At 73.6% G+C, this 14,734-nt stretch carries 13 protein-coding genes and 1 riboswitch; of the genes, 10 read left to right on the forward strand and 3 right to left on the reverse strand.

The window, feature by feature from the left end:
• Positions 1-115 precede the first annotated feature (115 nt).
• A complete protein-coding gene (locus BLU95_RS21755; protein ID WP_231977726.1) occupies positions 116-1,399 on the forward strand; it encodes an extracellular solute-binding protein in 1,284 nt (427 codons plus the stop codon).
• Between the two features lie 67 nt (positions 1,400-1,466).
• Here BLU95_RS21755 and BLU95_RS21760 read toward each other — a convergent pair whose 3' ends face one another.
• Positions 1,467-1,817 (reverse strand): cupin domain-containing protein, encoded by a 351-nt coding sequence (locus BLU95_RS21760; RefSeq protein ID WP_093861499.1) that lies wholly within the window; start codon positions 1,815-1,817, stop codon positions 1,467-1,469.
• A 103-nt stretch (positions 1,818-1,920) separates the two neighbouring features.
• Between BLU95_RS21760 and BLU95_RS21765 the strand changes: the two genes are divergently transcribed.
• On the forward strand, positions 1,921-2,235 hold the full coding sequence (locus BLU95_RS21765) for a DUF3263 domain-containing protein (RefSeq protein ID WP_093861500.1): 315 nt from the start codon (positions 1,921-1,923) through the stop codon (positions 2,233-2,235).
• Between the two features lie 77 nt (positions 2,236-2,312).
• On the forward strand, positions 2,313-3,164 hold the full coding sequence (gene otsB / locus BLU95_RS21770; protein WP_093861501.1) for a trehalose-phosphatase: 852 nt from the start codon (positions 2,313-2,315) through the stop codon (positions 3,162-3,164).
• On the opposite strand, the gene BLU95_RS21775 is transcribed toward otsB, so the two are convergent.
• Together BLU95_RS21775 and BLU95_RS21780 are read right to left on the reverse strand one after the other, a co-directional pair.
• A complete protein-coding gene (locus tag BLU95_RS21775) occupies positions 3,139-4,617 on the reverse strand; it encodes an alpha,alpha-trehalose-phosphate synthase (UDP-forming) (protein ID WP_093861502.1) in 1,479 nt (492 codons plus the stop codon). The genes otsB and BLU95_RS21775 overlap by 26 nt on opposite strands.
• A 47-nt stretch (positions 4,618-4,664) precedes the next feature.
• Positions 4,665-5,675 (reverse strand): glucosyl-3-phosphoglycerate synthase, encoded by a 1,011-nt coding sequence (locus tag BLU95_RS21780; RefSeq protein WP_231977727.1) that lies wholly within the window; start codon positions 5,673-5,675, stop codon positions 4,665-4,667.
• 172 nt (positions 5,676-5,847) lie between these two features.
• Positions 5,848-5,980: riboswitch (SAM riboswitch) on the forward strand.
• 18 nt (positions 5,981-5,998) lie between these two features.
• On the opposite strand from BLU95_RS21780, the gene thrC reads away from it, so the two are divergent.
• The 7 genes from thrC (at position 5,999) to BLU95_RS21815 (ending at position 14,694) form a co-directional block, all read left to right on the forward strand.
• Positions 5,999-7,279 (forward strand): threonine synthase, encoded by a 1,281-nt coding sequence (thrC, locus tag BLU95_RS21785; protein ID WP_093861504.1) that lies wholly within the window; start codon positions 5,999-6,001, stop codon positions 7,277-7,279.
• A 42-nt stretch (positions 7,280-7,321) separates the two neighbouring features.
• Positions 7,322-7,597: a MoaD/ThiS family protein gene (locus BLU95_RS21790; protein WP_093861505.1), complete on the forward strand. Its 276-nt coding sequence runs from the start codon at positions 7,322-7,324 to the stop codon at positions 7,595-7,597.
• A gap of 585 nt (positions 7,598-8,182) precedes the next feature.
• Positions 8,183-8,386, forward strand: coding sequence for a cold-shock protein (locus BLU95_RS21795; RefSeq protein WP_030289665.1), 204 nt, complete (start codon positions 8,183-8,185; stop codon positions 8,384-8,386).
• 468 nt (positions 8,387-8,854) lie between these two features.
• Positions 8,855-10,477 carry a chaperonin GroEL gene (gene groL, locus BLU95_RS21800; protein WP_093861506.1) on the forward strand — a complete coding sequence of 541 codons (1,623 nt, stop codon included), beginning with the start codon at positions 8,855-8,857 and terminating at the stop codon, positions 10,475-10,477.
• Positions 10,478-10,650: 173 nt separating this feature from the next.
• Positions 10,651-11,007 (forward strand): DUF8819 family protein, encoded by a 357-nt coding sequence (locus BLU95_RS21805; RefSeq protein ID WP_093861507.1) that lies wholly within the window; start codon positions 10,651-10,653, stop codon positions 11,005-11,007.
• Positions 11,008-11,188: 181 nt separating this feature from the next.
• Positions 11,189-11,935 (forward strand): ABC transporter ATP-binding protein, encoded by a 747-nt coding sequence (locus BLU95_RS21810; RefSeq protein WP_093861508.1) that lies wholly within the window; start codon positions 11,189-11,191, stop codon positions 11,933-11,935.
• Positions 11,932-14,694 carry an FtsX-like permease family protein gene (locus BLU95_RS21815; protein WP_093861509.1) on the forward strand — a complete coding sequence of 921 codons (2,763 nt, stop codon included), beginning with the start codon at positions 11,932-11,934 and terminating at the stop codon, positions 14,692-14,694. Before BLU95_RS21810 ends, BLU95_RS21815 begins: the two co-directional genes overlap by 4 nt.
• Positions 14,695-14,734 lie beyond the last annotated feature (40 nt).

The raw sequence follows: 14,734 nt of genomic DNA on the forward strand, positions 1-14,734 counted from the left end.
AGGTCTGGACCACAGCATGCCCGGTTTGGCACCCTTGCGGCCTCCCCCCGGCCGGATCTCCCCCCGATCCGGTCCGATTCCCCTCAGCAGGATCCCCCCGAAGGCGGTACCCGCGTTGGACAGGCGCGCCCAGGTCCCCACCCGGTTGTTCGGCGTCACGATGGCCGGCGCCCTGGCCGGAGCCCTCGTGCTCACCGGCTGCGGCGGCCAGGACAACGGTCCGGTCACCCTCCGGCTGGTGGCGGCCGACTACGGCGAGAGCGCGGACACCAGCTCCAAGCTGTACTGGGACGACGTCGCCCGCCGCTTCGAGACCGCCAACCCGGGCATCAAGGTGGACGTCGAGGTGGCGAGCTGGACCGACATCGGCAAGCGGGTCGACGAGCTGGTCAGGAGCGGCAAGTCCCCCGACCTGCTGCAGACCGGCGGCTTCGCCGACCAGGCCGCCGCGGACCGGCTGTACAACGCCTCGGAGGTGCTCTCGCTGGAGACCCAGGCCAACATCATGGAGTCGTTCTCGCACGCCGGGCAGGTGCTCGGCACGCAGTACGGCATCCCGTTCGTCTCCTCCTCCCGGGTGCTCTTCTACAACAAGGCGATCTTCCAGAAGGCGGGCATCGCCCAGCCGCCGGCCACCTGGAACGAGCTCAAGGCGGCCGCCGAGAAGATCAAGGCGAAGGTCCCGGGCGTCACCCCGTACGGACTGCCGCTGGGGCCCGAGGAGGCGCCGGCCGAGTCGATGCTGTGGACGCTGAGCGGCGGCGGCAGCCTCTCCGACGACGTCGGCAACTACACCATCGACAGCGACAAGAACCAGGCCACCTTCAGCTGGCTGCGGACCAACCTGGTCGCCACCGGTCTGACGTACCCCGAGCCCGGGAAGATGAACCGCACCCCGGTCTACAGCGACTTCGCGGCCGGCAAGGTGGCGATGCTCAACGGCCACCCGACGCTGCTGCGGATGGCCACCAACGGCAAGATCGACTTCGGTACGGCCCCGATCCCCAAGAAGGACGGCCTGGCGAAGACCGGCAGCCTCGGGGTGGCCGACTGGATGATGGCGTTCAAGGCCAACGGCCACAAGAACGAGATCCGCCGCTTCCTCTCCTTCGCCTACGCGAAGGAGAACCAGCTCAAGTTCGACGAGACCTACAACCTGCTGCCGGTCACCCAGGACGCGTTCGATGCGATGACCGCGGATCCGAAGCACGCGGACCTCAAGCAGTTCGCCGCCGGGCTCGGCAACGCGAGCTTCTACCCCTTCGGGGACCCGGCCTGGGCCGAGGTCTCCAACCGGATCAAGGCCGGTATCGGGGCGGCGGCGACCGCCGAGCCCAAGCCGGTGCTGGAGGACCTCCAGCAGGCGGCGGTGAAGGAGGCGGCCCGGATCCGCAAGTGATCCGGGCCGCGTCGGCGGCGGTCGGGACCGGCGGGTCGCCGCCGCCGGCCGGTGACCGCCGTCGGTGTCAGTAGGTGATCGCGTAGACCTTGCGGAGCGTCTCCGACACGGTCCAGGTGGTGCGGTCGCCCTCGTGGAACACCCCGGCGACACCCGGGCCGAGCTCCAGCACCGGGCCGCCGTCGACCACGACGGTGGCCCGGCCGCTCAGCACCACGAAGACCTCCGCCGCCTCGGTGTCGGTGACCACGCCCGGGGTGATCTGCCAGATGCCCGACTCGCCGGAGGCGGACTCGGAGAGCACCAGGCCGGACACCTCGGGGGTGCCGGAGACGATCTGCGCCGGGTCGAGCGGGTCGGGTTCGAGCTCGGCGGTCGGGACGTGCAGGGCGAAGGCGGCGGCCGGGATGCTGGTCATGGGGGCGACGCTAGTCGGCGGACCGGGGCGGCGCAGCGGGCAGGGTGTGTCGGGTCCGGGGGGGAGAATGACACTCCGTAGTGATGGGCGGAGGTGGCCCCGGATGGGCGCGGACGAGGAAGCGGAGCGGCCGGAACCGGAGCGGACGGACGGTCCGGAGCAGCAGGACGGTCCGGAGCAGCAGGCCGGGCCGACCGGGCTGGACGCCAGGGACCGGGCCGTGCTGGCGCTGGAGGCCCGGAGCTGGCGGACGGCCGGTGCCAAGGAGCGGGCCGTCCGGGAGGAGCTGGGGCTCTCCAGCACCCGGTACTACCAGTTGCTGAACGGGCTGCTGGACCGGCCGGAGGCACTCGCGCACGCCCCGGTGCTGGTCAACCGGCTGCGCCGGGTCCGCGACGCCCGTCGGGCGGCCCGCTGAGGCGGCGCCGAGGACGCGCCGAGGCGGCGCCGAGGACCGACGGGTGGCCCCCGCCCGGGCTGGGTACGGTGCCGGGCATGGGCCTTTCCGAGATGACTCGACCGCTGACGGACGCCGGGCGCGCGGGGCTGGCGGCGCTGCTCGCCGCACCCCGTGACGCCGTGATCGCGCTCGACTTCGACGGGACGCTCGCCCCGATCGTCCCCGACCCGGACCGGGCCAGGGCGGACCCGGGCGCGGCACCCGCGCTGCGCGCGCTGGCGCCGAGGGTCGGCGCGGTCGCCGTGGTGACCGGCCGGCCGGCCGCCCTGGCGGTGGAGTACGGCGGGCTGGCCGGGATCGACGGGGTGGTGGTGCTCGGCCACTACGGCGCCGAGCGCTGGGAGGACGGCCGGCTGACCGCACCGCCGCCGCACCCCGGTGTGGCCGCGGTGCGGGCCGAGCTGGCGGAGCGGCTGGCGGCGCTCGGTGCGCCGGAGGGCACCTGGGTGGAGGACAAGGGCCGCTCGGTGGCCGTGCACACCCGGCGGACGGCGGACCCGACGGCCGCGTTCGAACTGCTGCGGGCGCCGATGGAGCGGCTGGCGGCCGGGCACGGACTGGTGGTGGAGCCGGGCCGGCTGGTGCTGGAGCTGCGGCCGCCGGGAGTGGACAAGGGGGCGGCGCTGACCGGGCTGCTGCGCGAGCGCGGGGCCCGTTCGGTGCTCTACGCGGGCGACGACCTGGGCGACGTCCCGGCCTTCGCGGCGGTGGAGAAGCTGCGTCCGGAAGGTCTGGCCGGTCTGCTGGTGTGCAGCGGCGCGGTGGGGGACACGCCGGTGCGTGAGCTCGCCGACCGGGCGGACCTGGTGGTCCCGGGCCCGGCCGGCGTGGTGGACCTGCTGGTCGCGCTGGGGGAGGAACTCAGCCGCCCGGCCGCAGGGCGTTGAGCTGGTCCAGGAACCACTGCTGCGGCGGCAGCGCCGTCGCCGCGGCGGCCAGCCGCTTGCAGCGGTCGGCCCGCTCGTCGGCCGGCATGGTGAGCCCGGCGTGCAGCGCCTCGGCGGTGGCCACGACGTCGTAGGGGTTGACGCTCAGCGCGTCCTGGCCGAGTTCGGCGTGCGCGCCGGCCTCCCGGGAGAGCACCAGCGCGCACCCCTGGTCGGAGACCACCGGGACCTCCTTGGCGACGAGGTTCATGCCGTCCCGGATCGGGTTGACCAGGGCCACGTCGGCCAGCCGGTAGGCGGCCAGCGAGCGCGGGAAGTCGTCGTCGACGTGGAGGACCAGCGGCCGCCAGTCCGGGGTGCCGAACTCCTCCTCGATCTCCGCGGCGAGTGCCCGGACCCGGTCGGTGTAGGCCCGGTACTCGGCGAGGTCGGTGCGGGACGGGTAGGCGAAGGCGATGTGGACCACCCGGTCGTGCCACTCCGGGCGGGTGCGCAGCAGGTGCCGGTAGGCCAGGAAGCCGCGGACGATGTTCTTGCTCAGCTCGGTGCGGTCGACCCGGACGATCGTGCGGCGGTCGCCGACGGTCGCGCGCAGGGTGGCGAGCCGCTCGTCGACGTCCGGCCGGTGGGCCCGCTCGCGCAGGAAGTCGGCGTCGGCGCCGAGGCCGTGCACGCCGAGGGCGGTGGTGCGGCCCGCGAACGTCACGGTGAGCGCCTCGCGGTCGACCTCCGCGCCGAGGAACCGCTCGCAGCAGTCGGCGAAGGCGAGCGCCCAGCGCCGGGTCAGGAAGCCCGCCCGGTCGGCGCCGAGGATGCCGGTGAGGACGGCCCCGGCGATGTCGTCGGGCAGCAGCCGCAGGTACTCGGGCGGCGCCCAGGGGGTGTGCGAGAAGTGGCCGATCCGCAGGTCGGGGCGGGCGGCGCGGAGCAGCTCCGGGACGAGCGACAGGTGGTAGTCCTGCACCAGGACGGCGGCCCCGGGGGCGGCCTCGGCGGCGAGGGCCTCGGCGAAGGCCGTGTTGTACGCGGTGTAGGCCGCCCACTCGGTGCGGAAGCCGGCGTCGAAGGCGGGGGCGGTCGGGGTGTCCCAGAGCAGGTGGTGGACGAACCAGAGGGTCGAGTTGGCGATGCCGTTGTAGGCGCGGGCGAAGGTCTCCGGGTCGATGTCCAGCATCCGGACGGCCTGGCCGCCGACGTCGTGGCCGGCCCGGTCGAGCCGGCCGTCCGGGGCCTCGCGGGCGGCCCGCCGGTCGGCGTCGGAGAGGGCGGCGCAGACCCAGACGGCGTCCGGGTCGTCGATCGCGGACAGCCCGGAGACGAGACCGCCGCCGCCTCTGCGGAGGGTCAGTGTGCCGTCGTCCGCGGTGCCGAAGGACACCGGCCCCCGGTTGGACGCCACCAGGACGGGAGCGGCGCCGGTCGGATTCGAACGCTCGGTCGTGAGATCACCCATGGTTGGTTCGTTGCCGGGGCTCCGGGGCGGCAAACCCGCGGGACGGGTCATCGGCGCCGGGTGGCGTACTCGGGCACGGTGTGCATCGGCGGCCGTTCGGTCGCGGTGACCGGGTGGGTGTGGGCGGTGAAGGCGCGGGTCAGCGGGTCGCGGGTGAACTGGGTGAGCAGTGGGCGGACCAGGTCGGCGGAGGCCTTCAGCCGGTGGGTGCGGTCCAGCCGCTCCAGCGCGGTGCGGTAGATGGTGGCCGCCATCCGGCCGAGTGCCTGGGCGTCCTGGTGCCGGTGGTGGCGGATGCCGACGTCCACCTGGGCGAGCGCGTCCGGTCCGGCCGTCTCCAGGGCGTCGACGAGCAGACCGAGCTCGACGCCGTAGCCGGTGGGGAAGGGCAGCCGTTCGAGCAGGGAGCGGCGGGCCGCGTACTCGCCGCCGAGCGGCTGGACGAAACCGGCGAGTTCCGGCCAGTGCAGATTGAGCAGCGGGCGGGCGACCAGTTCGGTGACCCGGCCGCCGCCCGCTGGCACCACCGCGCCGTCGGTCTCCAGCGGCCGGTCGTACATCGCCTTGACCAGCTGGATGTCCGGATCGGTGAGCAGTGGGCCGATGATGCCGGAGACCAGGGCGGGGTCGAACTCGCGCAGGTCGGCGTCCACGAAGCAGACGATCTCGCCGCGGGTGACCAGCAGCGAACGCCACAGCACCTCGCCCTTCCCGGGGGCGGCGGGCAGCCGGGGCAGGATGGCGTCCCGGTGGACGACGGTGGCACCAGCCTCGGCGGCGACCTCGGCGGTGGCGTCGACCGAGCCGGAGTCGATCACCACCACCTCGTCCACCAGCGGTAGTCGTTCCATCAGCTCCCGCCGGACGACCCGGACGATCTCGCCGACCGTGGCCTCCTCGTCCAGCGCGGGCAGGACGACGCTGACGGTGCCCGCCGCACCGAGGGCGCGCTTGGCGGCCGGGAGCGTGTGAACCGGTCGGTCGGCCGCGGTCCAGGAGCGCCGGCGCAGCCAGGACGCGGTCTCGGGGAGGAGCGCGGGGGTCGGTTCGGCGGGCACGGTGCTCTCCTCGACGGATGGGGTCCCGGCCGACGACCGGGGGCGGTTGGGACGGGTCATCTCGCGTGGCGGACGGTCCCGTTCGGGACCGACGCCTTCGGATACAGTCTTCGTACAGCGATCGGACCTTCGCACGCCGGGGTCGCCGCTGAGCAGAACCACAACTTCACAGAGCTCATCCAGAGGGACTGAGGGAACGGCCCGTTGACGTCCCGGCAACCTTCTCGCACGGTCGGCTTCGAGCCCCGGCGGGACAGGTGCCAATTCCGGCCTGTGGCGCGACCGCGTCACGGGGAAGATGAGGAGAGAGGCCTCCGCCCATCATGGCTATCGACACCGCCGCACCAGTCGCCGTCGACCTCGGCCCCGCCACCGCGCTGTCCTGTCGCGAGTGCGGCACCCGGTTCCCGCTCGGTCCCAGCTTCGCCTGTCTCGAGTGCTTCGGTCCGCTGGAGATCGCCTACGAGTTCGGCAGCGAGGGCGCCGAGGAGCTGCGCAAGCGGATCGAGGCCGGTCCGGCGTCGATCTGGCGCTACGCGCCGCTGCTGCCCGTGCCGGCCGACGTGGCGACCAAGCCGAACCTCAACCCGGGGTGGACCCCGCTGGTGAAGGCGGACAACCTGGGCCGCGAACTCGGCTTCACCGGGCAGCTGCACATCAAGGACGACTCCGGGAACCCGACCCACTCCTTCAAGGACCGCGTGGTGGCCTGCGCCATCGAGGCGGCCCGGGTGTTCGGCTACACCACGCTCTCCTGCTCGTCGACCGGCAACCTGGCCGGCGCGGTCGGCGCGGCGGCGGCCCGGGCGGGCTTCCGGTCCTGCGTGTTCATCCCGCACGACCTGGAGCAGGGCAAGGTCGTGATGGCCGGGGTGTACGGCGGCGAGCTGGTCGGCATCGAGGGCAACTACGACGACGTGAACCGCTTCTGCTCGGAGCTGATCGGCGACCCGGCCGGCGAGGGCTGGGGCTTCGTCAACGTCAATCTGCGGCCGTACTACGGCGAGGGCTCCAAGACGCTGGCCTTCGAGATCTGCGAGCAGCTCGGCTGGCGGCTGCCGGAGCAGATCGTGATCCCGATCGCCTCGGGCTCCCAGCTCACCAAGATCGACAAGGGGCTGCAGGAGCTGATCAGGCTGGGCCTGGTCGAGGACCGGCCGTACCGGATCTTCGGCGCCCAGGCGGCGGGCTGCTCGCCGGTCTCGGCGGCCTTCAAGGCCGGTCACGACGTGATCCGGCCGGTCAAGCCGGACACCATCGCCAAGTCGCTGGCGATCGGCAACCCGGCCGACGGCCCGTACGTGCTGGACATCGCCCGGCGCACCGGCGGCGCGGTGGAGGACGTCACCGACGAGGAGGTCGTGGCGGCGATCCGGCTGCTGGCGCGGACCGAGGGCATCTTCGCGGAGACCGCGGGCGGCGTGACCGTCGGCGTGCTGAAGAAGCTGGTCGAGACCGGGCAGCTGGACCCGTCGAAGGAGACCGTCGCGATCAACACCGGTGACGGGCTCAAGACCCTCGACGCGGTCGCCGAGTCCGGCATGACCGCCGTCATCCGGCCGACCCTGGACGCCTTCCGGGGCGCCGGCCTCGCTTCCGACTGACCCCTCCGCCCACCCAGCGCCCGTAGTAGCTAGGAGACCCCCATGAGCGCCAACGTCCGCATCCCGACCATCCTGCGCACCTACACCGGCGGCGTCAGCGAGGTGCCCGCCGAGGGCGCCACGCTGGCCGAGGTGATCGCCGACCTGGAGCGCAACCACGCCGGGATCGCCGCGCGGATCCTCGACGACACCGGCAAGCTGCGCCGTTTCGTCAATGTCTACGTGAACGACGACGACGTGCGGTTCGCCGAGGGCCTGGAAACGGGGATCAAGGACGGCGCGAACATTTCGATCATCCCGGCGGTCGCCGGCGGGTGATCCGCGGGCGGTCCGTTCCCCCCGGGGCGGGCGCGTCGCCGACGGCCGTCCGCGGCACGGAATTCCGTGCCGCGGACGGCCGTGCGCATTTTGGCGGGAATATCTTCGGTCCCGGGCGGAGTAAAGTGTCGCTGGACCGGGAACAGGGCGCGCCCGTCACCCTGGTCCGGGAACGAATCCACCGCACCGCCACCACCGCCGGCCCGCGTCCGGCGGGAGCCGGGACGGGCCCGGGACCTGGATACATGTCAGGCCGGTGTCAGAATTCTGGCGGGGATTTCTGGTAATACGTCCGCTATGTCCGGCGGAGAATGCAGGGCTTTATCCCGATTGCGCCCGTCCTGTCCCACGGCGCCGCGGGTGAATTCCCCGCCATTGACCCTGTTGCAGAGGGCGTCGATCCGGATACATTCAGCCGCGGTCGACGCAATCGCCCGTTCGCCGGATGCCGTTCGGCGTCATCGGGAGGATTGTGGCGTGCGCGGCTGCGCCCAGGGGGGGTTCCCCGGGCCGGCCTCCAACCAGACCCGGGCCCGCAGACCTGCGGGCGCGTGAAGGGCCAGCACAGCACTAGGGGAGTTCGGAATGGCTCAGGGCACCGTCAAGTGGTTCAACGCGGAGAAGGGTTACGGCTTCATCGCGGTCGACGGTGGTGCGGACGTCTTCGTCCACTACAGCGCGATCCAGATGGACGGCTACCGCACCCTTGAGGAGGGCCAGCGGGTCGAGTTCGAGATCTCTCAGGGGCAGAAGGGTCCGCAGGCGGACATGGTCCGCGCGGCGGTCTGACCTTTCCGACACCCGGGAGCTCTGCTCGGCCCATCGGCTGGCGCACCTCTTGATTCTCACGGCGGGCCCGTGCGACCTCGGTCGTACGGGCCCGCCGTCATGTCCGCCGTCATGTCGGCCGTCGCGGCCGTCGTGATGTCCGCCGTCGGGCCCGGGGCCGGGCTCCCGGGGGCCGGCCGCGGGGCGCGGCGTTCCGGTCGGATCCGGCCCGGTCGGAGGCGGTCGGGGACGGCTCCGGGCGGGTGCGCGGCGCGGGTGGCGCGGCTCGCGGATTGCCCGATTGGGCTTGCACTCACCCACCCGGAGTGCTAATCATTGGCGTTAGCACTCACAGCTTGAGAGTGACAGCGGACCGGGTCGGTGAGGCCCCAGGGAGCGGTAGGGGAATGGACCCCCGCACACCAGGGCCGTCCGTCGCGGGCACCCCTTGGTCCGAGCAGTCGACCGTGTCCCGGAGGACCACTTCTGATGGCCAAGATCATCGCCTTTGATGAGGAAGCTCGCCGCGGCCTTGAGCGTGGCATGAACCAGCTTGCCGACGCAGTGAAGGTCACGCTCGGCCCCAAGGGCCGCAACGTCGTTCTGGAGAAGAAGTGGGGCGCCCCCACGATCACCAACGACGGTGTCTCCATCGCCAAGGAGATCGAGCTCGAGGACCCGTACGAGAAGATCGGCGCGGAGCTCGTCAAGGAGGTCGCCAAGAAGACCGACGACGTCGCGGGTGACGGCACCACCACCGCCACCGTGCTGGCCCAGGCGCTCGTCCGCGAGGGTCTGCGCAACGTCGCCGCCGGCGCCAACCCGATGGCCCTGAAGCGTGGCATCGAGAAGGCCGTCACCGCCGTCTCCGACCAGCTCCTGGCCCAGGCCAAGGACGTGGAGACCAAGGAGCAGATCGCCTCCACCGCCTCCATCTCGGCCGCCGACACCCAGATCGGCGAGCTCATCGCCGAGGCCATGGACAAGGTCGGCAAGGAAGGCGTCATCACCGTCGAGGAGAGCAACACCTTCGGTCTCGAGCTCGAGCTCACCGAGGGCATGCGCTTCGACAAGGGCTACATCTCGGCCTACTTCGCCACCGACCTGGAGCGTATGGAGACCTCGTTCGAGGACCCCTACATCCTGATCGCCAACTCCAAGATCGGCTCGGTCAAGGACCTGCTGCCGCTGCTGGAGAAGGTCATGCAGAGCGGCAAGCCGCTCGTCATCATCGCCGAGGACGTCGAGGGCGAGGCCCTGTCGACCCTGGTCGTGAACAAGATCCGCGGCACCTTCAAGTCCGTCGCCGTCAAGGCCCCGGGCTTCGGCGACCGCCGCAAGGCCATGCTCCAGGACATCGCCATCCTCACCGGCGGCACCGTGATCTCCGAGGAGGTCGGCCTGAAGCTGGAGAACGCCGGCGTCGACCTGCTGGGCAGCGCCCGCAAGGTGGTCATCACCAAGGACGAGACCACCATCGTCGACGGTGGCGGCGACAGCGAGCAGGTCGCGGGCCGGGTGAACCAGATCCGCGCCGAGATCGAGAACAGCGACTCGGACTACGACCGCGAGAAGCTCCAGGAGCGCCTCGCCAAGCTGGCCGGCGGCGTGGCCGTCATCAAGGCCGGCGCGGCCACCGAGGTGGAGCTCAAGGAGCGCAAGCACCGCATCGAGGACGCCGTCCGCAACGCGAAGGCCGCCGTCGAGGAGGGCATCGTCGCCGGTGGTGGCGTCGCGCTGCTGCAGGCCTCGGTCGCCTTCGACAAGCTGGAGCTGGACGGCGACGAGGCCACCGGTGCCAACATCGTCAAGGTCGCGCTCGAGGCCCCGATCAAGCAGATCGCGACCAACGCCGGCCTCGAGGGCGGCGTCGTGGTGGAGAAGGTGCGCAACCTCCCCGCCGGTCACGGCCTGAACGCCGCCACCAACGAGTACGTCGACCTGGTCGCCGCCGGCATCATCGACCCGGCCAAGGTCACCCGCTCCGCGCTGCAGAACGCCGCCTCCATCGCGGCGCTGTTCCTCACCACCGAGGCCGTCATCGCCGACAAGCCGGAGAAGGCCGCCGCGGCCGCCGGCGGCGGCATGCCGGGCGGTGACATGGACTTCTGATCCTGATCGCTTCGATCGGATCGGCAGGTCTTTCGTCCGCGAGGGCGGTTCCCCGACGGGGAGCCGCCCTCGCGGCGTTCCCGGGGTCGTTCCCCGGGGCGTTCCCGGGGCGCCTTCCCGGGGTCGGGGGTCGGGGGTCCCGGGTTTCCGGGCGTTCTTGGGAGACTGGACGGATGGCTACGACAGACGACATCGAGACGGCGCTGCACACCGCGCGGGCGCTGATCCTGGCCGACCTGACCGCGCGGGACGCCGCCGACCCCGCCGTGGTGTCCCTGGTCGAGCAGGCCGTGACGCACCGGCGCTGGTGGCTGGAGCAGTGGCCGGACGGCGTCGAGTACGTCCTGGGCCTGGTCGCCCAGGACGTCCAGGACGCGCTGCTGGAGAGCCACGGCCGCTGGCCGCTGTGCGCGGACTGCGCGGCCGACGGCGACCCGCACGCGCTGGGCGTGGAACCCGAGCTGGGGCCGGAGCCGCACTGGGTGTGCGGCAAGCGCGGCGCCGTCGTGGCGGCGGTGGGCGAGCTGTAGGGCGCGTCCCGGCTGCCGGCCGGGCCTCAGCCGCCGGTCCTTCCTCCTCCGGGCCGCCGTCGCACCTCCGGGTGCGGCGGCGGCTTTTTCGTGCCGACGGGAACCACTGGACTGCATATGCAGTCCAACGACATATATAGTCCGTCCGAGTCCTTCTTTCGGCAATGAGTGGGGGAGACCCATGTCCCAGCCAGATCCGGCCCGTCCGGTCCTCGAACTGCGCGCCGTCACCCGGACGCACGGGCACGGCGAGGCCGAGGTGCATGCCCTGCGCGGCGTCGACCTGGCCGTGCGCCCCGGCGAGTTCGTCGCCGTCATGGGGCCCTCCGGCTCCGGCAAGTCGACCCTGCTGACCCTGGCCGGCGGCCTCGACCGGCCCAGCGGCGGGCAGGTGCTGGTCGAGGGCGTCGAGCTCGGCGGACTGAACCGGACCCGGCTGGCCGCCGTGCGCCGCCGCTCGGTCGGCTACGTCTTCCAGGACTACAACCTCGTCCCGGCGCTGACCGCGGCCGAGAACGTCGCGCTGCCGCGCGAACTCGACGGGGTGTCCGCCCGGACCGCCCGCCGGGAGGCCCTGACCGCCCTGCGCGAGATGGGCATCCCCGAGCTGGCCGACCGCTTCCCCGAGCAGCTCTCCGGCGGCCAGCAGCAGCGCGTCGCGATCGCCCGGGCCTTGGTCGGCGACCGCCGGCTGGTCCTGGCCGACGAGCCCACCGGCGCGCTCGACTCCGCGACCGGCGAGGCCGTGCTCGCCGTGCTGCGGGCCCGCTGCGACGCCGGCGCCGCCGCCATGATGGTCACCCACGACCCCCGCCACGCCGTCTGGGCCGACCGCGTGGTCGTCCTGAACGACGGGGCCGTCGTCGACGGGGGCGTCGGGCAGGCCGCGCACCCGCTGCTCGCCGGCGGGAACGGGGGACGGCGATGAAGCTCTCCGCCCTGCGCGTCGCGCTGCGCATCGCCCGCCGCGACGCCCTCAGGTCCAAGGGCCGCAGCGCCCTGGTGATCGCCATGGTCGCGCTGCCGGTGCTCGGTGTCACCGGCGCCGACATCGTCCACCGGAGCGGTTCGCTCACCCCCGCCGAGCGGGTCGAGCGGCTGATGGGCGGGGCGGACGCCCTGGTCACCGCCCACCGCCCGGGCCGCTCCGTCGAGCAGGCGCCGTTCGCCGAGGACGGCGTCCGGGTGCTGCCGGAGGCCCGGACCGACCCCGCGTCCGCTCCCGCGGCCGCCGGCGCGGCGACCTCGGCCGAACTGCTGGGCGGGCTGCTGCCGTCCGCCGCGGTGCTGGTGCCGGCCACGCCCGGGCCCGAGGTCAGCACCTCGACCCGGGAGGGGCTGTTCACCACCTCCACCGCCGAGGCCGATCCGGCCGATCGGGTCTGGTCCGGACGGCTCGACCTGGTCGAGGGCCGGGCGCCCGCCGCGCCCGACGAGGCGGCCGTCACCCGGGCCTTCCTCGACGAGGCCGGACTGCGCCTCGGCGACTCCACCACGGTCAAGGGGCTGGAGCGGACGCCGTTCCGGCTCACCGGTGTGGTCGAGCACCCGGGGGACCTCGGGAAGGTGGAACTGGTCGCCCGGCCCGGCCGGCTGATCTCCCCGCTGGCCGCGGCGGCCGCCGCCGCTCCGGACGCTCCCGGCGGACCGGTCGCCGCGGGCCGGGACGAGGGCGTCCGCGCCGAGCAGTGGCTGGTCCGGCTGCCCGTCGGCGCCGGGCTCGACTGGACCGCCGTCCAGAAGCTCAACCGGTACGGCTTCACCGTGACCTCCCGGGCGGTCGCCCTCGACCCGCCGCCGGCCTCGGCCGTCCCCTACGACGCCGACCGGTGGGTCTCCCCCGGGAGCGACAACCGGACCGTCGTCCTGGTCACCGTGATCGGCATGGCGCTTCTGGAGGTCACCCTGCTGGCCGGCCCGGCCTTCGCGGTCGGCGCCCGGCGCTCCCGGCGGCAGCTGGCCCTGGTCGGCGCCGCCGGCGGCCACCGGGGTCACATCCGCGCCATCGTGCTCGGCGGCGGACTGGTGCTCGGACTGGCCGGGGCCGCCCTCGGGGTGGCGCTCGGCACCGGCCTGGTCGCCGCGCTGCGGCCCTGGCTGGAGGGGGCGGGCGGCAGCCGCTTCGGACACTTCGCGATCGCACCGCTCGACCTGCTGGCGATCGCCGCGGTGGGCGTGCTGACCGCGCTCGCCGCCGCCGTGCTGCCCGCGGTGCAGGCGGCCCGCCGGGACGTGGTGGCCGGCCTCACCGGCCGCGACTCCGTCGCCACGCCCGGCCGCCTGCTGCCGGTCGTCGGCCTGCTGCTGGTCGGCGCCGGTGCGGCGTTGGCGTTGTACGGCGCCGGGACGTACCAGAGCGGCACCATGCCGGTGCTCGGCGGGCTCAACAAGCGGGCGCTCTCGGTGCTCGCCGGTGCGGCCACCGCCGAGGTCGGCATCCTGTTCTTCACCCCGATGCTGATCGCCCTCTTCGGCCGGCTCGCGGGCCGGCTGCCGCTCGGCCCCCGGCTGGCCCTGCGCGACTCGGCCCGCCACCGCGGCCGGACCGCGCCGGCCGTGGCCGCCGTGATGGCCGCCGTCGCCGGAGCCGTCGCCGTCGGCGTCTACAGCACCGGCACCGAGGCCCAGGAGCGCGCCTCCTACCGGCCGACGGCTCCGACGGGCGCCGTCGTGCTGGACGCCCCCGCCTCTCCGGGCAGCCCGGAGACGGTCCGGCTGCGCCGGGCCGTCGAGCAGGCGCTGCCGGACCTGGGCACCCGTGCCGACGTCCAGGACGTGACCTACGTGTTCTGCGACAACTGCTCCAGCACGGTGCAGGCCAAGGGCGCCGGGGCGCGTCCGGAGTTCGGCAACGCCGGGAGCCGGGTGCTGTCCGGCGACACGACGGTCCTGCACCACCTGTTCGGCGTGCGGGACCGGGCGGCCGAGGAGGCCCTGGCCGCAGGTCGGGCGGTGGTCTTCGACCGCGCCTTCCTGAACGACGGCCGGGCGACACTGACGATGCAGGGCGCCGCCGGCGGACCGGTCCTGCCCGGACAGGTGCCGGGGACGGAGCGGATCGAGGTCCGGGTCGAGGCGGTCCTGGCGGAGAACCCCGACGCGGCCCGGTACGGGGCGGTGCTGATGGGCCCGGAGGCGGTGCGCCGGGCCGGACTCACGCCCAGGCCCAACGGCTCGGTGTGGCGCCCCGAGGTCGCTCCCGACCGCAAGGCGCAGCAGCGCGCCGAGGCGGCCGTGGCCCGGCTCGTGCCGCACGCCCAGCTGACGGTGGAGCGCGGATACCGGCCGAAGGGGGACATGAACACCCTGGCGCTCGGCGGGTTCGCCGTGGTGGTGGTGCTCGGTGCGGCGGCCGTGGCCACCGGGCTGGCGGCCGCCGACTCGCGCAACGACCGGGCCACGCTGGCCGCGGTGGGTGCGCCGCCGCGGACGAACCGGATCCAGGCCGGGCTGCAGTGCACGCTGATCGCCGGCGTCGGCGCGGTGCTGGGGACGGTGAGCGGGTTCGTCCCGGCGCTGGGGCTGCTGCGGTCGCACGCGTCCGGGCAGCTCGGCGCGCCCGCGGTGCCGTTCACCGCGCCCTGGGGGCTCCTGCTGCTGATCGTGGTGGTGCTGCCGGTGGTGGCGGGGCTGGGGGCGGCCGCCTTCGGCCGGGGCCGGCTGCCGCTGGCGCGACGGGCGGGCTGACGGCCGGCACCGGGTGTCCGGGTCGCGCGGGTGTCCGGGG

The sequence above is a fragment of the Streptomyces sp. TLI_053 genome, assembly GCF_900105395.1.
Taxonomy (GTDB): domain Bacteria; phylum Actinomycetota; class Actinomycetes; order Streptomycetales; family Streptomycetaceae; genus Kitasatospora.